Genomic DNA, 19,266 nt, shown 5'->3' on the forward strand with positions numbered 1-19,266 from the left:
CATTCTCGCACTACGACCCGCCCCCGAGGCCACTCAATACCGTGCGGGCCCGGTGCTCGGCGTCCTCGCGCACCACCAGGTCCGGCACGATGCCGCTGTCGTCGACGGCCCGCCCCGACGGCGTGCGGTAGTGGCCCACGGTGAGCTCGGCCACGGAGCCGTCGGCCAACCGCGTGGGCATCTGCACCGAGCCCTTGCCGAAGGTGGGCGCGCCCACGACGATCGCCCGGCCGCGGTCCTGCAGGGCCCCGGCCAGCAGCTCCGCGGCGCTCATGGTGCCGCCGTCGACCAGCACGACCAGGGGCCGGCGGGTGTCCCCGCCCGGCTCGGCCCGCAGCGCGTGCTGCCGGCCGCGGATGTCGTACGTGGCCACGGGTCCGCCGTCGAGGAACGCGGAGGCGGCCGTGGTGGCCTCGGTGATCAGTCCGCCGGAGTTGCCGCGCAGGTCCAGCAGGACCCCCTCCCCCGGAGCGGCCGCGCGCACCGCGTCGCGCACCCGCTCGCCGGTGCCCCGGGTGAAGGCCGCCACCTTGATCACGGTGGCGGGCGCCGCCTCGTCCTCGCCGTCCACCCGCTCGACCTGGACGCTCGGGGTGACCAGCCGCTCCCGCTGCAGTGTGCGCTCCCAGCGCCGGTCGTCCCGCTCCAGGCCGAGGCGCACGCGGGAGCCGGCACCGGCCGGGGTCAGGCCGCGCAGAAGGGAGACCACCTCGGTGACGGGCCGGCCGGTCACCTCGGCGCCGTCGACGGTGCGCAGACGGTCGCCGGGCACGAGGCCGGCCCGCTCGGCCGGCCCGCCGGGGCGGACCCCGTCGACCTCGATCACCCCGCCGCCCGCGCGCCGGACGGTCAGTCCCACGCCGACGTAGGCACCGTCGAGGGCGAGCGCGAACCCCTCGTACTCCCGGGCGCTGTAGACCGCGCTCCAGGTGTCGCCGCTGCGGCCGAGGACCTCGGCGGCGGCGTCCGCACCGGACTTGCCGTCCGCCCGGGCGCGCGCGGCGGCGTCGTCGAGCGGGCCGCGGTCGACCCCGCCGCGGGCCGCGGGCAGGGAGCCCGCGGGACGTGCGACCGCGCGGTCGCCGTCGCGGGCCGGGGTGGTGGGCCCCTCGTGCGACCGGGAGACCACGCCCCAGGCGCCGGTGGCGGCGCCGGCCGCGACCACGCCCGCGAAGACCAGCGTCAGGGCGCCCGCGCGCCTGACGCGGCGCGGCGGGACGTACGCCGTGACACTCCTCGTGGGGCCGGGCATGCGCGTGAGTCTAGGACACCGAAGGGCGCCGCACGGTGAGTTGACCGTACGGCGCCCTCGGCGCGGATCCGCTGCGGGTGTCAGACCTTGAGGTACTTCCGCAGGGCGATGAAGGCGGCCAGCGCGGGCATCAGCAGGCCGATGGCCAGCACCAGCGGCAGCTTGGTGAGCACCGCGTCCCAGCCGATGAACTGCACGACGTCGATCTGGTGGGCGAGCCAGTTGTTCACCAGGAAGTACTGGCCGCACACCAGCAGCACCCCCGCGAAACCGGCGCCCAGCAGTCCGGCGAAGGCGGCCTCCATGATGAAGGGGATCTGGATGTAGAAACTGGAGGCGCCGACCAGGCGCATGATGCCGGTCTCGCGCCGGCGGCTGAACGCCGAGACGCGCACGGTGTTGACGATCAGCATCAGGGCCACGACGAGCATCAGCGCCATGACGCCCAGGGCCGCGAGGTTCATGCCGTTGAGGAGGTTGAGCAGCGGTTCGAGGGTCTTGCGCTGGTCCTCGACCTCCTGGACGCCGGCCCGCTGGGAGAAGGCGCTGGAGATGACCTTGTACTTGGAGGGGTCCTTGAGCTTGACGCGGAAGGACTCCTGCATCTGGTCGGGGGTCAGGAAGCCGGCGATCGGCGACTTGCCGAACTGCTCCTTGTAGTGCTTGTACGCCTCGTCCGCGGTCTCGAACTGGACCTTCTGGACGACCGGCATCTTCTCCAGGTCGGCGCGGATCTGCTTCTTCTGCTCCTCCGTGACCGCGCCCTTGGCACAGGCCGGCTGGGACTCCGCGTCATTCTTGTTGCAGAGGTAGATGGAGACGTTGACCTTGTCGTACCAATAGCCCTTCATCGTGCTCACCTGCTCGCGCATGAGCAGCGAGCCGCCGAAGAGGGCGAGGGAGAGCGCGACGGAGACGATGACCGCGAAGGTCATCGTGAGGTTGCGGCGGAGACCGACGCCGATCTCCGACAGGACGAACTGGGCGCGCATGGCGTCTTCCCGGTGCCTTTCCGTGCGGTGTCAGTGCTGGTAGCCGTAGACGCCGCGCGACTGGTCGCGCACGAGACGGCCCTGCTCGAGCTCGATGACGCGCTTGCGCATCTGGTCGACGATCTGCTGGTCGTGGGTGGCCATGACGACCGTGGTGCCGGTCCTGTTGATCCGGTCCAGCAGCTTCATGATGCCCACGGACGTCTGGGGGTCCAGGTTGCCGGTCGGCTCGTCGGCGATCAGCAGCAGGGGGCGGTTGACGAACGCCCGGGCGATCGCCACGCGCTGCTGCTCACCGCCGGAGAGCTCGCCGGGCATCCGCTGTTCCTTGCCACCGAGCCCGACCAGCTCCAGGACCTGCGGCACGGCCTTGCGGATCTCGCCGCGCGGCTTTCCGATGACCTCCAGCGCGAAGGCCACGTTCTGCGCCACCGTCTTGTTGGGCAGCAGCCGGAAATCCTGGAAGACGGTGCCGAGCTGCCGGCGCATGTGCGGCACTTTCCAGTTGGACAGCCGTGCCAGGTCCTTGCCCAGCACGTGCACCTGTCCGTGGGTGGCCCGCTCCTCGCGCAGCAGAAGGCGCAGGAACGTGGATTTCCCGGAGCCCGAGGACCCGACGAGAAAGACGAATTCGCCCTTCTCGATCTCGAGGGAGACGTCCCGGAGTGCCGGTCGGTTCTGCTTGGGGTAGGTCTTGGAGACGTTGTCGAATCGGATCACGAGTGCACCACGTGTCGGCCTGGGTAGCGGCACGGAACGCCGCCTTCGCGGCTCCGTCGGTGAGCGTGACCCTACCGAACCGCCCGTGCACGCGCAGTCGGCCCGCGGCGGCGGGTCCGCCCGGCGGCGTCAGCGCCGCGTCGGCGACCGACACCATCGGGGACAAACCGAGCACATTTGCTCCCCTTTTCGCGCGTCACCGGACCGGACGCGCCGGACGGCGGGGAAGCTGGCACAGTGGTAAGGGGAACCGCATGGCTCTCCCGCGCGTTGGACCTACCGGAGGAAGGACTTCGCATGACATGCGACCGGCTGGTGTGCGCCAACTGCGCGGCTCCCGTCAGTGAGGGCAGGTGCCCGGTCTGCCGGGCGAGCCGCGAGCGGCTGCAGCACCAGGAAGGCATCTTCGGCGCACTGACGCCGGCGGCGCTGATCGCGCTGCTGGTGCTGCTCGTCGCGCTGACGGTGCTCGCACGGGGATTCGCCGGCTAGGGGCGCGCGCCCACAGGGCTGCACGGGCCGGGGCCCGGGACGCCATGGCGTCCCGGGCCCCGGTCGTTGTGCGCCGCGCACGGTGTGCGAGCGCACGCATGCGTACGGTCAGGCCGTGGCCGCACCCTTGTTGATCAGGCGCGGCAGCATGCGGAAGCCGATGCCGCCGGCGATCATCGTCGCGGCGCCGACCAGCAGGAACGTGGTCTGACCGGCACCGGTCTCGGCCAGCTGGCCCGAGGCCTGGGCCTTCTCGCCGCTGCCGCTGCCCTGGCCGGCGTCGCCCACCTGGGTCAGCTGCTCCTTGGGCTTGCCCTGCTCGACCGGGCGGGAGCCCGCGCTGTCGGTGCTGGTGTTGTTGCAGTTGCCGTCGGTGTCGACGGGGCAGGTGTGGGCGTCACCGTCGGAGCCACCGGTGGAGCCGGTGCCGCCGGTGGCGGAGCCGTGGTCGTGGTCCCCGGAGCCCCCGGTCGTGCCGGAGCCGCCGGTGGAGCCGGTACCGCCGGTCGAGCCGGTGCCGCCCGTGGAGCCGGTGCCACCGGTCGAACCCGTACCGCCCGTGGAGCCCGTGCCACCGGTGGAGCCGGTGCCGCCGGTCGAACCGGTGCCGCCCGTGGAGCCCGTACCGCCCGTGGAGCCGGTGCCGCCCGTGGAACCCGTACCGCCGGTCGAAGTGTCCGAGCCGCCGGTCGAGCCCGTGCCGCCGGTGGAGCCGGTGCCACCCGTGGAGCCGGTGCCACCGGTCGAGCCCGTACCGCCCGTGGAGCCGGTGCCGCCCGTGGAACCCGTACCGCCGGTCGAAGTGTCCGAGCCGCCGGTCGAGCCGGTGCCGCCGGTGGAACCCGTACCGCCCGTGGAGCCGGTGCCGCCGGTCGAACCGGTGCCGCCGGTCGTGCCCGGGTCGCCCGTGGGCTGCGGGATCGTGGTGGGGCCGGTGGTGGGACCCGGTTCGTCGGGGCCGCCCACACCGGCGGTGGCCGTCACGCCGAAGCCGCCGATCTCGACGTCGAGTCCGGCGGCGGAGGCCGCACCCGCGGCCGTCAGGGAGGCACCCGCTGCGATGACCGCACCAGCGGCTATTCGCGCGACGCGTACACGCGTCCTTCTCGTCATTGCCTGCTACCCCCAGTAGCTGATCTCGTCATTGGAGCAGCTCTGCACGGGGCGGTGGCGCTCCGGGGGTCGGCGTGATCCGACGGCCCGAGGACGTTCTCTTGTCACGTTCCGAGCCGGGCCGCTCGCCCCCCGCCACACACGCCCCAGTGATCGCATGCCGCACGCCACCCTTCCCAGTTTTTCGGGCAGCGTCAAGGAAGGAAAGGGTGGGGTTGCCCGGCTGTGCGGGGGGTTGTCCTACTTACTTCTCCTGCTGCTGTTCCTGCTGCTTGCGCCAGCGGATGCCCGCCTCCAGGAAGCCGTCGATCTCGCCGTCGAGCACGGCCTGCGGGTTGCCGACCTCGTGCTCGGTGCGCAGGTCCTTGACCATCTGGTACGGGTGCAGGACGTACGAACGCATCTGGTTGCCCCAGGAGTTGCCGCCGTCGCCCTTGAGCGCGTCCATCTTCGCCTGCTCCTCCTGGCGGCGCCGCTCCAGGAGCTTGGCCTGCAGGACGTTCATGGCGGTCGCCTTGTTCTGGATCTGCGAGCGCTCGTTCTGGCAGGAGACGACGATGCCGGTGGGCAGGTGGGTCAGGCGGACCGCGGAGTCCGTGGTGTTGACGCCCTGGCCGCCGGGGCCCGAGGAGCGGTAGACGTCGACGCGCAGGTCGGACTCGTCGATCTCGACGTGGTCGGTCTGCTCGACGACCGGCAGCACCTCGACGCCCGCGAAGGAGGTCTGGCGGCGGCCCTGGTTGTCGAAGGGCGAGATGCGCACCAGGCGGTGCGTGCCCTGCTCGACGGAAAGGGTGCCGTAGGCGTACGGCGCCTGGACGGTGAAGGTGGTCGACTTGATGCCGGCCTCTTCGGCGTACGAGGTCTCGTAGACCTCCGTCTTGTAGCCGTGGCGCTCCGCCCAGCGCAGGTACATGCGCTGCAGGCGCTCGGCGAAGTCGGAGGCGTCCACGCCGCCGGCCTCGGCACGGATGTTGACCAGGGCCTCACGGGCGTCGTACTCGCCGGACAGGAGGGTGCGGACCTCCATCTCGTCCAGCGCCTTGCGCACCGAGACGAGCTCCGCCTCGGCCTCGGCGAAGGTGTCGGCGTCGCCCTCGGCCTCGGCGAGCTCGAAGAGCACCGCGAGGTCGTCGATGCGGCTGCGCAGGGCCTCGGTCTTGCGCAGCTCCGCCTGCAGGTGCGACAGCTGGCTGGTGATCTTCTGCGCGGCCTCGGGGTCGTCCCACAGGGACGGGGCCGCCGCCCGCTCCTCGAGCACGGCGACGTCGGCCCTCATCCTGTCGAGGTCCAGAACGGCCTCGATCGACGCCATGGTCGAGGAGAGGGACTTCAGCTCTTCGGATACATCAACGACTGCCACGCACCCAGCCTAACGGCTGTGCCGGGTTCCCCGGTCCGTCGGCCGCCGCATCCGAGGCCGCACCCCGGCAACCCGGGGGTGCGGCCTCGGGGGCCGTCTAGCGCAAGGGGGCCACCGAGGGGTCCGCCGGGGGGACCTGGCGGTGGATTCCCGGGGAGTGCTTGCCGCCCGGCTTCGCATCCCCCGCGTCCGACCCGCCGCCCGTGGCGAACCAGCCGCCCACGCCCGCGACCGCCGCCAGGGCCACCGCCGCCGCACCCAGCCGGATGCGGCGCCGGCGCACCTCCTCCGCGTGCGTGCGGTGGCGGGCCGAGCCCGCCCGGCGCTGGCCCGGCATCCGCGGCGCCCGGGCCGTGCCGTGGGCGCCGCCGGCGAGCTCCTCGGGCCCGGGCACGCGCATGCTGGTGTGGGTGTCGCGGTTGGAGTCGGGCCGGCCGCCGCCCGGTACGAGCGGGACGGCCCCGCGCCGGCGCGGTTCGGGCACGCCCGCGACCGGGCGGGCGGGGGTGCCCTCCGGGCCGGCGGGGCCCGGGCCCGCGGGGGCGTCCTCGGGCTCGTCGATGTCCAGCGGGGGGATGCCCGCCAGCCCGGGCAGCAGCTCGCGCAGCCGGGCGGCGAGCTCGGAGGCCCGCAGCCGGGACGCCGGGGCCTTGGCCAGGCACTGGACGATCAGCTGCCACAGCTCGTCGGGGATGCCGGGCAGGGGCGCCACGGTCTCGGTGACGTGCCGGCGCAGCACCGCGCCGGGGTGGCCGCCGCCGAAGGGCGTGAAGCCGGCCAGCAGCTCGTACAGGACAGTGGCCAGGGCGTAGACGTCGACGGAGGCGCGCGGCGGCAGGCCCTCGATGATCTCGGGGGCGAGGTAGTCGGGCGTGCCGATGACGCTGCGCTGGGCGGGGACGCGGGCGCCGTCCGCGGTGGAGGCGCGCTCGCGGGCCGGGGCCGGGCGCGGCGCGTCGACGAGGCGGGCGATGCCGAAGTCGGTGAGCAGGGCGGGATGGGCGCCGCCGGGGCCGAGGGGGCCCTGCATGTCGAGGAGGACGTTCTCGGGCTTGACGTCGCGGTGGATGATCCCGGCGGCGTGCGCGGCGGCGAGGCCGTCGGCGACGTCGGCGACCACGGCGACGGCGGCCTCGGGGGCCAGGCGCCGCTCGCGGTCGAGGCGGGTGCGCAGGTCGGTGCCGCGGACGAGGTCCATGACCAGGGCGAGGTCGGCGCCGTCGACGACGAGGTCGCGCACGCCGACCACGTGGGGGTGGTCGAGACCGAGGAGGGCGGCGCGCTCCTGGACGAAGCGGCCGACGAGCTCCTGGTCGGAGGCGAGGTCCTCGCGCAGGAGCTTGATGGCGACGGGGCCCTCGGGGCCCTCGCCGAGCCAGACCGTTCCGGCGCTGCCGCGCCCGAGGACCTGGTGGGCGGTGTACCGGCTGCCGATCTTCCGTGCCAAGACTGTTCCCCGACTCCTCCGCCATTCGACGACAGTGCCTCGGCGTGCGGCCGGCAGTGGCCGACCGCGCCGGCGACCAAGCTACGCGGCCGGAGGGGAGTTGGGGACTCCGATTCGGCGCCAACCGTCACTTCTGCGGCAGAAAACACCCTTCGGGTGTCGACATATCGACAGATTCGGGCCGTCGGCGGCCCGGAGGGCCGTCGGCAAGCCCCGGCCGGCTACGGAACGACGCTCTCCGAGCCGCCGGAGCCGCCCGAGCTGCCGGAGACGAGGTCGCTGATCCAGTCCTTGACGCCGGTCACCCAGTCCCACGTGGCGTCCCAGAAGCTCTTGCCGTCCGCGACCCAGTCCTTGAGCGGGGTGAACTCCCACACCAGCCAGGAGCCGACCACCAGCAGGACGATCATGAACAGGCAGCCCTTGAGGCAGCCGAGGCCCGGGATGTGCATGGGATTGGCGCTGCGCTGCCGCGGCGGACGCGGCTCCCGGCGCGGCGGCGCGGCGGCCGGCTCGGGCGCCCGCGGGGCGGCGTACGGCTGGGGCGCGTACGCCTGCGGAGGCTGCGGCGTCTGGTGCCTGGGCGCGCGCGAGGGCGTGTACGACTGCTGCGGCTGGGGCTGGGGCGGCTGCGGGGCCCGGTAGGGGGGCTGCTGGCCGTACTGCTGCTGCCCCTGGGGCTGCCGGCCGTACTGCTGCTGCCCGTACTGCTGGTGGCCGTACTGCTGCTGCGGAGCCTGCGGCGGCTGGGGCGCCTGGCGGCGGGTGGGACGGCGGCGCAGCGGGTCCTCGCCGGGGTCGAGGTACTGCGTCTGCTCGTTGCGGTCGCGGGCCGCGCGCAGCTGGGTCTGCCACGGGTGCGGGTCCTCGCCCTGCTGCTGCGGGGGGCCGGGCGGCACGGGCGGCATGGCGCGCGTGGGGTCGGCGGAGCCCCGCGGGCCGGAGCCGGCGGGCAGCACCTGGGTGGGGTCGGCGCCGGGGCCGGCCGACGTGCTGGGCAGCACGCTGGTCGCGGCGTCGGGGTCGTACCCGGCGGGCGCGCCGGAGCCGGTGGGCAGCACCTGGGTGGCCTGGGCGTCGGCGGCGGCCGCTCCCGTACCGGGCACCTCGGTGGGCTGCGGGTCGGGGGCGAGCAGCCCGGCGACGCCGAGGGCGGCCTCGGCCTGGGCCGGGGAGGCGTGCACGCCGATGCCGGCGGCGACCACGCGCAGGGCGCGGGCGAGGTTCTCGGCGCTCGGGCGCTCCTCGGGGCGCTTGCGCAGGCAGCGCTCCATGACCGTCCACAGCGGTTCGGGGATGGTCGAGGGGCGGCGCGGCTCGGCGCTCAGGTGCTGGTGGAGCACCTCCAGCGCGGTCGCGCCGGCGAACGGCGGGTGGCCGGTGACCAGCTCGTACAGCAGGATGCCGGCGCCGTAGACATCGACGGCGGAGGTCTGCGGGCGCCCCTCGGCGGACTCGGGGGCGACGTAGGCGGGGGTGCCGACGAACTCGTGGGTGCGGGTCAGGCCCGGGGAGTCGGCCAGGCGTGCGATGCCGAAGTCGGTCAGCATCGGGTGCATCTGCCCGCCGTCGTTGCGCAGCAGCACGTTGGCGGGCTTCAGGTCGCGGTGGACGATGCCGTCGGCGTGGCTGACGGCCAGGGCATCGGCGATCTGCGCGGTGAGCAGCGCCGCGGCGACCGGGGTGAAGGGGCCGTTCTCGCGGAGGTAGCGGTGCAGGTCGGGGCCGTCGACGAGGTCCATGACGAGGGCCAGCAGGTCGCCCTCGACGACCAGGTCGCGGGTGCGCACGATGTTGGGGTGCGTCAGGCGCAGCAGGACCGAGCGCTCGCGCAGGAAGCGCATCACGACGTCGGCGTCGTTGGCCAGCTCCTCCTTGAGCACCTTGATGGCGACGGTCTCGCCCGGCTGGCCGGCCACGGCCGCCTCGGCCCCGGCCGTCTCCCTCTGCCGGGCCCGCCACACGGTTCCCGTGGCTCCGCGTCCGAGCGGCTCCTCGAGCAGGTATTTGCTGCCTACCGGCCGCACGTCATGCGCTCCCTGGTCGTGATCGGACCGGTCTCACCGGACTGGTCTCACCGGACTGGTTCTTCTGAGGAAAAGCGGGGCTCTGCGATCCGGCTTTCGCCTTGCGCCCACTGTAGTGCCGCCGCCCGGACCGCCGGTCGGACGAATCCGGTGGGGCTCCGGGGAAAGACGCGACCCGGCGGCCGAAGGTTGCCGCGTCCGGCGCCGCCGCTGCCGGCGACAGCTCCAACAATCGCAGGAAAACGGTCCGGACCAGGTCTTTTTCAAAAGAAACAGACCACACGCCGACCATGGTCGAAAGTGCCGACGCGCCCGTCCGGTCGTTCAAGATCACGAATCGACGCTCGCCGGGCGCGTCGCCGCGTGCAGGTGCGAGGATGCATGCCAGCACGCGCGCCGCCGAAGGGGAGCGGGAGCCCCCCGGGGCGACGCGCTGACCTGTACGAGCCGACGCGCCCGTGCCGGGTGCGGGGAGGGGCCTTGCCTTCTGCCCGTCCCGCCCGCCGGGCAGAAGGGACCGTTGACGGCGATGCAGATCCGGCTGACCGTCCTCGGGCCGCTCAGCGGCCACGCCACGTGCGCCTGCGACGTGCTCGTGACCGCCCCCGCCGGCACCGCCCTGGCCGCCGTCACCAGCGGCCTGGCCGCGGCCGTGGCGGCGGCCGGCTCGGACCTCGGCGGCGGCACCGTCGTGGTGCACGCCGGCAGCGAGCGCCTCGACCCCCAGCGCTGCGCCCTGGGCGAGCCGCCGCTGATCGACGGGGCGGTACTGGCGCTGGGCGCCCCGGCCGGGCCGGAGCACCCGCCCGTCGCCGGCGCGGCCGACGCCCGCCTGCACGTCGTCTCGGGCCCCGACGCGGGCGGCGTGCACCTGCTGCACGGCGGCGAGGTGCGCATCGGCCGGTCGAGCACCGCCGACATCCCCCTGGACGACCCCGACGTCTCCCGGCTGCACTGCGCCGTGACGGTCGCCGACGACGGCACGGTCACCCTGTGCGACCTCGGCTCGACCAACGGCACCCGGCTGGACGGCGAGGGCGTCGGCTCCACACCCGTCCCGCTCGTCCCCGGCGCGCTGGTGCACGTGGGCGAGTCCACGCTGACCCTGGGCGGGACCGGCGCCGGCAGCGCGCCGCCGGTCCTGCCGGCCGCGCCCGACGGCGAGGGGCACCTGCGGGTGCCGCTGCCCGGCGCCGGTGCCCGCCCCCGCGGCAGCACCGCCGCGCACCCCGGGTACGCCCACCTGCCGGCGGCCGGCGCCGCACGCGTCCCGGGCCCCCGCGACGGGGAGGCCCGCACCGGCCGTGCGGGCGTCCCCGGCCCCCGGCCGGACGACGACACGCGCACCCCGCCCGCCGGCGTGCCCCTGGGCGAGCAGTACGGGCCCGACGCCCGGGCCGCGCGCACGCCGTCCTGGGCCGTGCCCGAACAGGGCCCGGCCGCGCCCGCCGGGCGCCCGGTGCGGCACACCGGCAGCATCGGCGCCGCCGGACCCGACACCCCGCCGCCCGGCCCCGGCGGCGTCGGCCGCACCGCCGGCTTCGCCCACCTCGCCGGACCCGTGCCCGGCGGCGACGCGGACCCCGCGCCGGAGCCCGCCGAGGGCCGGCGCCGGGGGCGGGGCATAGGGGCCTGGGCCCGCCGCCTGGCGGGCGGCCGCGGCGCCGGGCAGCGCCCGGAGCCCGGGCGCGACCACGAGGGCGCCACCGCCGAGGACGGCGCACCGCAGGGCACCCCGTCCTCCGCGGCCGCGCTGCGCGAGCGGTGGCCCGACCCGGCCACCGTCCTGCTCACCGCGCTCGGCCCCGGCCCCCGGCTGTGGGAACGCGGCCCGGGCCACCCCGACCTGCTGACCGTGCGCCTGGGCACCGCCGACCGCTACGCGGCCGACGGCGGCGGGCCGCTGCCCTCCGTACCCGTGACCGCGGACCTGCGACGCGCGGGCGCCCTGGGGCTGGCGGGGCCGCAGGAGCGGCTCTCGGGACTGGCCCGCTCCGTCCTGGCGCAGCTGGCCGCGCTGCACGCGCCCGGCACCCTGGAGCTCGTCCTGATCAGCGCCGACCGGGCGCGGCCCGCCGAGGAGCGGGTGGCGCAGTGGTCGTGGCTGGGCTGGCTGCCGCACGTCCGCCCCGTGCACGGACAGGACTGCCGGCTGCTGCTCGCCTACGACCGCGAGCAGGCCGAGGCCCGCGTGGCCGAGCTCGTGCGGCGGCTGGAGGACGGCCCCCTGGGCACCGGCTGGGCCGGCGCCCCGGCCGAGGCGGTGGCCGCGGCCGCGGAACGGCACCACGGGCCGTACACCGTGGTCGTCGTCGACGGCGACCCCGGTTCCGCCGGACTGCGCGAGTCCATCGCACGCCTGGCCGCCTGCGGCCCGGCCGTCGGCATCCACCTGCTGTGCCTGGCGCAGGCGCCGGCGGCCACGCCGTCCTCACCCGTGACGGCCACCCTCGCCACGGCCGGAGCGGTCTCCCCCGCCTTCGACCGGTGCGGCACCGTCGCCCTGCTCAGCGGCGAAGTGGCCACCGTGGTGCAGGTCATCGACCGCACCGGAGCCGAGCCGGGGGCGCCCGCGACGGCCGTCGCCGGCGTCGCCGCCGTCTCCGCCGCCTGGGCCGAGCGCTTCGCCCGGGCCCTCGCCCCGCTGCGCGTGGCCGAGAACTCCGCCGACCCCGCCCACGCCTCCCGGGTCGCGGTGGCCCTGCCGCGCTCGGCGCGCCTGCTGGACGAACTCGGCCTGGCCCGGGCCACCCCCGCCTCGCTGACGGCACGCTGGGCGGCCGCCGCCGACCGGGCCACCCGGCCCGGCGGGCGGGCGGTGGCGGTGCTGGGCGCGGGCCCGCACGGACCGCTGTGCGTGGACGTCGCGGCGGACGGGCCGCACCTGGTCGTCGAGGGCGGCCCCGGCAGTGGGAAGACCGAACTGCTGCGCTCGCTCGCCGCCTCCCTGGCCGCCGGCGACCGGCCCGACCGGCTCTCCCTGGTCCTGGTCGACGGCGCCGCCGCCGAGCGCGGCGAGGGCCTGCGGGTGTGCACCGACCTGCCGCACGTCTCGACATACCTCGCCGCCGCGGACCCGGTACGGATGCGCGAGTTCGCCCAAGCGCTCGGCTCGGAACTCAAGCGCCGCGCCGAACTGCTGGGCACCCTCGACTTCGCCGGCTGGCACGAGCGCAACCCCGCCCCCGACCCGGGCGTCGGCGCGCCGCGCCGCCCGGCGGACACCGCTGGCGAGGACCTGGAGACCGCATCCAGCGGCACGCTCAAGCTGCGCACCCAGCGCGGGGGGCCGGTGCGCACGGCGCAGACGGCGCTGCCGCGCCTCGTCGTCCTCGTCGACGACTACGACGCGCTGGTCGCGCCGGCACTCGGCAGTACGGGCCGGCCGGCCGCCGGTTCGGTGGTCCGGGCCCTGGAGGCGGTCGCCCGCGACGGCGAACGGCTGGGCATCCACCTGATCGCCGCGTCCGGCCGCCCCGAGCGCACCGCCGACACCGCGGCCGTCGAACGGGCCGGGCTGCGGGTGACGCTGGAGATCGCGCCGCCCGCGGCGGACGCGCCCGGCGGCGCCGCGGCGGGCCCGGACGGCGTGGCCGCCGGCGAACCCGCCCCGGGCCGCGGCCGGCTCCAGCGGCCCGACGACGACGCGACGACGCCGTTCCAGGCGGGGCGCGTGACGGGCCGTATCCCGCGGACGGCGACCCTGCGCCCGACCGTCGTGGCGCTGGACTGGGAACGCATGGGCGACCCGCCCACCCGCCGCCCGGTGCGCGAACTCGGCAACGGACCGACCGACCTCGCCCTCCTCGCAAGCGCGCTCCAACGCGCGGCCCAGTCGGCAGGCGCAGACGCGGCCCCGGCACTGCTGTAGCCCCGCGGTGCAGGGGCACGCCGCGCGGCACACGTGCCGCTGCGCCGGCCCGGGCAGCACGGCGGGCAGGCCCGCCCGGGGCGCAAGCGCGGATACGGCACCGTGTGCTCCAGGGCCTATCCGGCGGATCGCGCAGCGCCCCGCCAGGGGCGCGGGGCAGCGTTCGAGCTGCCGCCGCGTGGGCGCGATCGGCCACCGGCGGCCGGGCGGGCCCGGCGGATCACCCAGTGCCCCGTAAGGGGCGCGGGGCAGCGTTCGATCTGCGGCTGCCACCGCGTGGGCGCGATCGGCCACCGACGGCCTGCAGCCGACGTACCTGCGGGCGCGTCGTGGCTTGTCGTGCAGTTCCCCGCGCCCCTTACGGGGCGCCGCGGTCCCGCCCGCAGGGCGAGCGCGCCAGCGTGGCTCGCGGCACCGCCCCGCGGTGACTCGTGTGCCGCGCGGCACGGGTGTGAAGCGGCTGCGCCGCAGGTGCCTGCGGCTCGCCGATCGCGCGTCACATCCCGGTCACGATGGCCCGGTTGACACCGGAGACGGTATTGCGGCGGCCTGGCCCCGGGCGTAGGACTGTCGCACGGAAGTGCGGCCGCCCATCGGGACGACGGACGGCGCGGCCGCCTGCGGGGAACCGGGCACGGGAGGTACGGCCATGCGCACGGCAACACGCACACCGCTCCGCGCGATACGCGCGGTGCTCGCCGCCCACGGCGCGGGCGCCGGGCGCGGGGCGCCGGGCGGGCGCAGAACGCGGGCCGGCCGGCGCGCCCGGGCCGTGGCCGTGGTGGGAGTGCTGGCCCTGGCGGCCGCCGGGTGCAGCGACAGTGGCGACGACAAGGACGGCGGGGCGGCGAAGAGTTCCGCCCCGGCGCCGGGCGCCTCCGACGTCGTCCCGCACACCGTGCAACTGCCCAAGCTGGACGGGCAGAAGCTGAAGGTGACCGCCGTGTGGACGGGCGCCGAGCAGAAGAGCTTCACCAAGGTCCTGACCGAGTTCTCCCGGCGCACCGGGGCCCAGGTCGCGTACGTGCCCAGCGGCGACGACATGTCGGCGTTCATCGGTTCGAAGGTGGCCGGCGGCGATCCGCCGGACGTGGCCCTGCTGCAACAGCCGGGGGCACTGCGGGAGTTCGCCAAGAAGGGGTGGCTCAAGCCGCTGGGGCCCGAGGCCGTCGCGCAGCTGAAGAAGAACTTCTCCCAGGGCTGGCAGGACCTCGGTTCGGCCGACGGCAAGCAGTACGGGGTCTACTTCAAGGCCACCAACAAGTCCCTCGTCTGGTACAACACCAAGATCTTCGATGCGGCGGGGGTCAAGGCGCCGGCGACGTGGGCGGACTTCCTGCGCACGGCCCAGGCCGTCGCCGACTACGGGGTCCCGCCCGTCTCGGTGGGCGGCGCGGACGGCTGGACGCTGACGGACTGGTTCGAGAACGTCTACCTCTCCCAGGCCGGCCGCGAGAAGTACGACCAGCTGGCCCAGCACAGGATCAAGTGGACGGACCCGTCGGTCAAGGACGCCCTGACCACGCTCGGCCAGCTCTTCGGGAAGCGGGAACTGCTAGCGGGCGGCAACGACGGGGCGCTGCAGATACAGTTCCCGACGTCGGTGACGCAGACCTTCAGCGGCGGCGAGAAGGCCAAGGCCGCCATGGTCTTCGAGGGCGACTTCGCGGCGGCCAACATCATCGGGGCGAAGGCGAAGATCGGCTCGGATGCCAAGGTCTTCCCCTTCCCCGCGGTCGGCAGCCGCTCCCCGGTGGTCACCGGCGGCGACGTGGGCACGATCCTCAAGGACGGCCCGGCCGCGCAGGCCCTGCTGACCTTCCTGGCCTCCCCGGACGCGGCGGCCGTGTGGGCGAAGGACGGCGGCTTCGTCTCCGCCAACAAGAACCTCGACCCCGCCGCCTACCCGGACGACGTGCTGCGCACGATCGCCAAGGCCGTGGTCGCAGCGGGCGACGACTTCCGCTTCGACATGTCCGACCAGGCACCGGCCGCCTTCGGCGGCAAGCCGGGGCAGGGCGAGTGGAAGCAGTTGCAGGACTTCCTGCGCAATCCCTCGGACGTGGCGGGCACCCAGCAGCGGCTGGAGTCCGACGCGGCCAAGGCCTTCGGCAACTGACGGGAGCGGCACGGATGACCACCGCGACCGCGCCTCCGTCCGCACCGCCGCCCGCCAAGCCCGCACCGCCCGTCCCCGCCCCGGGGCCGGGCCGGCGCGGCGGCGTCCCGGGCACCCGCGGCTGGGTGGCGGCCTGTTTCCTGCTGCCCGCCCTGGCCCTGCTGGGCGCACTCGTCCTCTATCCCATCGGCTACTCCGTCTACCGCAGCCTCTTCGACGCCTCCGGCACCTCCTTCGCGGGCGCGGACAACTACCAGGAGGTCTTCACCGACGCCCGCATTCGCACGGCCCTGCGCAACAACATCGTGTGGGTCGTCGTCGCACCGACGGTGGCCACCGCGCTGGGCCTGGTCTTCGCGGTGCTCACCGAACGGGTGCGCTGGGGCACGGCGTTCAAGCTGGTCGTCTTCATGCCGATGGCGATCTCCATGCTCGCCGCGGGCATCATCTTCCGGCTGGTGTACGAGCAGGACCCGGACCGCGGCGTGGCCAATGCCGTCTGGGTCGGTATCCACGACACCTTCGCCGCCCCGGCCCCCTACCCGGGGGCGCGGCCCCGGCCCAACGCCGGGCTGAAGGAGGCCGGCGGCGGCGCGTACACGACGTGGGCGGCGGTACGGGCCGGCTCGCCGGTGCTGATGCCGCTGGTCGCCGTCAAGCCGGAGGACGTCGGCGGGGCGAAGGACGCCGCCCCGGCCCGGCCGGCGGCCGGGAAAATCACCGGCACGGTGTGGCTGGACTTCACCCGGGGCGGCGGCGGTGCGCCGGGCGCCATCGACCGCGGCGAGAAGGGACTCGCCGGAGTGACGGTGGAGGCCGTCCGGGACGGCCGTACGGTCGCCTCGGCCACCACCGCGTCGGACGGCACCTTCACGCTGCCGCAGGCGGCCGACGGGGCCCTGCTGCGGCTGCCCGCCGCGAACTTCGCCACCGCCTACAACGGCGTCGACTGGCTGGGCCCGGCGCTGGTGACGCCGTCCATCATCGGCGCGTACATCTGGATGTGGGCGGGCTTCGCGATGGTGCTCATCGCGGCGGGTCTGGCCGGGGTGCCGCGCGAACTGCTGGAGGCCGCACGGGTCGACGGCGCGAACGAATGGCAGGTCTTCCGCCGGGTGACCGTGCCGCTGCTGGCGCCGGTGCTCGCGGTCGTCGTCGTCACGCTGATGATCAACGTGCTGAAGATCTTCGACCTCGTCTACATCATCGCCCCCGGCTCCAGCCTGGACAACGCCAACGTCCTGGCCCTGCAGCTGTACCAGTCGTCCTTCGGCACCAACGTCAACCAGGGCGTGGGCAGCGCGATCGCCGTCCTCCTGCTGCTGCTCGTCACCCCCGTGATGGTGATGAACCTGCGCCGGATCCGCCGGGAACGGAAGGAGCGGCGATGACCACCACCGCGAACACGGTCGTACGGGGCAGGCGCTCCCTGGCGGCCCGGATCACCGCCCGGCTCGGCGGGGGCGCCGTGCGGGTCTTCCTCGTCGTGGTCGGCCTGGTGTGGCTGACACCGGCGGTGGGGCTGCTGCTGTCCTCCCTGCGCGACAAGTCCGACATCGCGGCGTCGGGGTGGTGGCAGGTCCTCGCCCACCCCGGGCAGCTGACGACGGCCAGCTACCGGTCGCTGTTCGGCAACGAGCACGTGATGCACTCCCTCCTGACCACCGCGCTGATCACCGTGCCGGCGACGGTGCTGGTCATCGTGATCGGCGCGCTGGCCGGCTACGCCTTCGCCTGGCTGGACTTCCCCGGGCGCGACTGGTGGTTCCTGCTGGTGGTCGGGCTGCTGGTGGTGCCGGTGCAGATCGCGCTGATCCCGGTGGCCAAGCTCTTCAACACCCTGGGGATCTTCGAGACGACCGTGGGCGTGGTGCTCTTCCACACCGCCTTCGGGCTGCCCTTCGCGGTGTTCCTGCTGCGCAACTTCTTCGCGGAGATACCGCGCGAGCTGCTGGAGGCGGCGCGCCTGGACGGAGCGGGCGAACTGCGCCTGTTCACCCGGGTCGTGCTGCCGCTGGGCGGGCCCGCGATCGCCTCGCTGGGCATCTTCCAGTTCCTGTGGGTGTGGAACGACATGCTCGTCGCGCTGATCTTCGCGGACAGCGGCAATCCGCCGATCACGGTGGCGCTGCAGCAGCAGGTGCGGCAGTTCGGGGACAACGTCGACGTGCTGGCATCGGGGGCCTTCCTGTCGATGGTCGTGCCGCTGGCCGTCTTCTTCGCCTTCCAGCGGCAGTTCGTCAGCGGCGTGATGGCGGGCGCGGTCAAGTAAGCGGTCACGTAAGCGGCCCGGCACGGGGAATGCGGGTGTAGAGGGAGACCGCCCCGCCGCGCACGAAGACCGTGGACTCCTCCCGGTACAGCGTGTCGAGCACCGCACGCTTCGCCGTCTCGGCACGCTGGGCCCCGAACCACGGCGTGCCGACCGTGGTGGTGTCCCACACCACCCACAGCCGCTGCCGGGGCGGGAGCCGCTGCAGGCGATCCCGCAGCCGTGGGGCTGTCGTCTCCTGCCCGTAGAGGGTGCCGGAGGCGGCGGGCGAGCGGGCGAGCGCGACGTCGTGCAGCCCGGTGAAGGCGCCGGGGTAGGCCAGGGATATGCGCCGCTCGTGCAGCGGGAGGAAGAGGACCGCGTCACCCGGCCGGGCCTGCTTGCCGACCACGGCGGCGACCCGGGCCAGCTCGTCGCCCCGGCTCGCGGGCAGGCGTTCGCGCTCGTGCTGCGGCAATTGGACGACGAAGGCCACCGCCACCGCCGCGGCCCCGGCCACCGCGGCGAGGCGCCGCCACGGCAGCAGGCCGAGCACCCGCTCGGCGCCCGCCGCCGCGAGCAGCGGGACGCCGGCCAGGCAGAAGAGCAGGTAGCGGTCCAGGAAGAGCGGCTGCCAGCGGGACGCGGCGTACAGCAGCACCGGCGGCACCACGGCCAGCGGCAGGGCGACCTGGGTCGCACCGAGCCGGCCGGTGCCCGGCAGCGGCAGGACGCAGGCGAGGCCGGCCAGCAGCACGGTGACGGCGACGACCGCCGTCCGCGGGCCTGCGAAGGCGTCGAGCAGTGCCCCGGCCTGCTCGGGGCCGGGGGCGCGCAGCCAGGAGACCTGGCCGCTCTGCCCGTGCGAGACGACCGCCAAGGGGGCGAGGACCGTGCACGCGGCGGCCGCCGCGCAGCCCCAGCCGCGCCACACCGGCCACGGCACGCGCGCGAGCAGCAGGGTGGTGCCGTGCGCGGCCAGCAGCAGGATCGCGAACTCGTGCAGCAGCGCGGTGACCGCCACCACCGCCGCATAGGCCGCCCAGGGCCCGTACCGGCCCGGCTCCTGGCGCTCCACCGCCTCCAGCAGCAGCCAGGTGGCCAGCGCGGCACCGGCGGCGACCAGGGCGTACGAGCGACCCTCCTGGGCGTAGTGGCTGACGAACGGCGTCGCGGCGTAGAGCAGGCCGGCCCACAGGCCCGCCCGGGGGCCGGCCAGCCGGCTGCCGATCGCCCCGACGAGCCCGGCGGTGACCGCCGCGGCCACGACGGAGGGCAGGCGCAGCACAATCTCGTCGGCCCGCAGGGCCAGCAGAGGGTGCATCAGGACGTAGTACAGGCCGTGGACGGCGTCCACGTGGCCCAGCGTCCGCCAGATCTCCGGCAGGCTGCGGCGCGCGACCTGGAAGGTGGCCGCCTCGTCGCGCCACATGGTGCCCCGGTCCAGCCCCCACAGGCCCAGGAAGAGCATCACGGCGGCGGGGACGACGACCGCGACCGGCACCGCGAAGGGCCGGCCCCGGGGCGCCGGCCCCGGCGTGGCGCGTGACGCGCCCCGCGGGGCGGTCAGCTCCGCCACATGTTCCATTTCCGTACCCCTCCCCGCACGACCGAGCCAC

Annotated in this window: 13 protein-coding genes; 5 read left to right on the plus strand and 8 right to left on the minus strand. The window is 75.0% G+C overall.

The annotated features are described in order from the left end of the window. Nucleotides 1-10: 10 nt before the first annotated feature. The 3 genes from AC27L3_RS16660 to ftsE all read right to left on the minus strand — a co-directional run bounded on the left by AC27L3_RS16660 (nt 11) and on the right by ftsE (nt 2,964). Nucleotides 11-1,252: a S41 family peptidase gene (locus AC27L3_RS16660; RefSeq protein ID WP_487234787.1), complete on the minus strand. Its 1,242-nt coding sequence runs from the start codon at nt 1,250-1,252 to the stop codon at nt 11-13. Nucleotides 1,253-1,332: 80 nt separating this feature from the next. After that, complete coding sequence (gene ftsX / locus AC27L3_RS16665) at nt 1,333-2,244, minus strand: permease-like cell division protein FtsX (protein WP_344440105.1); 912 nt, start codon at nt 2,242-2,244, stop codon at nt 1,333-1,335. Between the two features lie 30 nt (nt 2,245-2,274). Next, nucleotides 2,275-2,964: a cell division ATP-binding protein FtsE gene (ftsE, locus tag AC27L3_RS16670; RefSeq protein ID WP_487234788.1), complete on the minus strand. Its 690-nt coding sequence runs from the start codon at nt 2,962-2,964 to the stop codon at nt 2,275-2,277. 297 nt (nt 2,965-3,261) lie between these two features. On the opposite strand from ftsE, the gene AC27L3_RS16675 reads away from it, so the two are divergent. After that, entirely contained in the window at nt 3,262-3,456 is a 195-nt protein-coding gene (locus AC27L3_RS16675) for a hypothetical protein (protein ID WP_487234789.1), read from the plus strand. Between the two features lie 108 nt (nt 3,457-3,564). On the opposite strand, the gene AC27L3_RS16680 is transcribed toward AC27L3_RS16675, so the two are convergent. The 4 genes from AC27L3_RS16680 to AC27L3_RS16695 form a co-directional block, all read right to left on the minus strand. After that, entirely contained in the window at nt 3,565-4,569 is a 1,005-nt protein-coding gene (locus AC27L3_RS16680) for a hypothetical protein (protein WP_487234790.1), read from the minus strand. A gap of 244 nt (nt 4,570-4,813) precedes the next feature. Next, nucleotides 4,814-5,932 (minus strand): peptide chain release factor 2, encoded by a 1,119-nt coding sequence (gene prfB / locus AC27L3_RS16685; protein ID WP_344438451.1) that lies wholly within the window; start codon nt 5,930-5,932, stop codon nt 4,814-4,816. Between the two features lie 97 nt (nt 5,933-6,029). Next, on the minus strand, nt 6,030-7,379 hold the full coding sequence (locus tag AC27L3_RS16690; RefSeq protein ID WP_487234791.1) for a serine/threonine-protein kinase: 1,350 nt from the start codon (nt 7,377-7,379) through the stop codon (nt 6,030-6,032). A gap of 221 nt (nt 7,380-7,600) precedes the next feature. Beyond that, nucleotides 7,601-9,406: a serine/threonine-protein kinase gene (locus AC27L3_RS16695; RefSeq protein ID WP_487234792.1), complete on the minus strand. Its 1,806-nt coding sequence runs from the start codon at nt 9,404-9,406 to the stop codon at nt 7,601-7,603. Nucleotides 9,407-9,935: 529 nt separating this feature from the next. Here AC27L3_RS16695 and AC27L3_RS16700 point away from each other — a divergent pair. The 4 genes from AC27L3_RS16700 (at nt 9,936) to AC27L3_RS16715 (ending at nt 17,668) form a co-directional block, all read left to right on the plus strand. After that, nucleotides 9,936-13,277 carry an FtsK/SpoIIIE domain-containing protein gene (locus AC27L3_RS16700; protein WP_487234828.1) on the plus strand — a complete coding sequence of 1,114 codons (3,342 nt, stop codon included), beginning with the start codon at nt 9,936-9,938 and terminating at the stop codon, nt 13,275-13,277. Nucleotides 13,278-13,926: 649 nt separating this feature from the next. Continuing rightward, a complete protein-coding gene (locus AC27L3_RS16705; RefSeq protein WP_487234793.1) occupies nt 13,927-15,396 on the plus strand; it encodes an ABC transporter substrate-binding protein in 1,470 nt (489 codons plus the stop codon). 14 nt (nt 15,397-15,410) lie between these two features. Beyond that, on the plus strand, nt 15,411-16,787 hold the full coding sequence (locus AC27L3_RS16710; RefSeq protein ID WP_487234794.1) for a carbohydrate ABC transporter permease: 1,377 nt from the start codon (nt 15,411-15,413) through the stop codon (nt 16,785-16,787). After that, a complete protein-coding gene (locus AC27L3_RS16715) occupies nt 16,784-17,668 on the plus strand; it encodes a carbohydrate ABC transporter permease (RefSeq protein ID WP_487234795.1) in 885 nt (294 codons plus the stop codon). The genes AC27L3_RS16710 and AC27L3_RS16715 overlap by 4 nt, the downstream gene beginning before the upstream one ends. 4 nt (nt 17,669-17,672) lie before the next feature. Here the strand turns inward: AC27L3_RS16715 and AC27L3_RS16720 are convergent, their stop codons facing one another. Beyond that, nucleotides 17,673-19,235: a glycosyltransferase family 39 protein gene (locus AC27L3_RS16720; protein WP_487234796.1), complete on the minus strand. Its 1,563-nt coding sequence runs from the start codon at nt 19,233-19,235 to the stop codon at nt 17,673-17,675. Between the last annotated feature and the right edge of the window lie 31 nt (nt 19,236-19,266).

It is taken from the genome of Streptomyces sp. PKA51, from assembly GCF_057552455.1.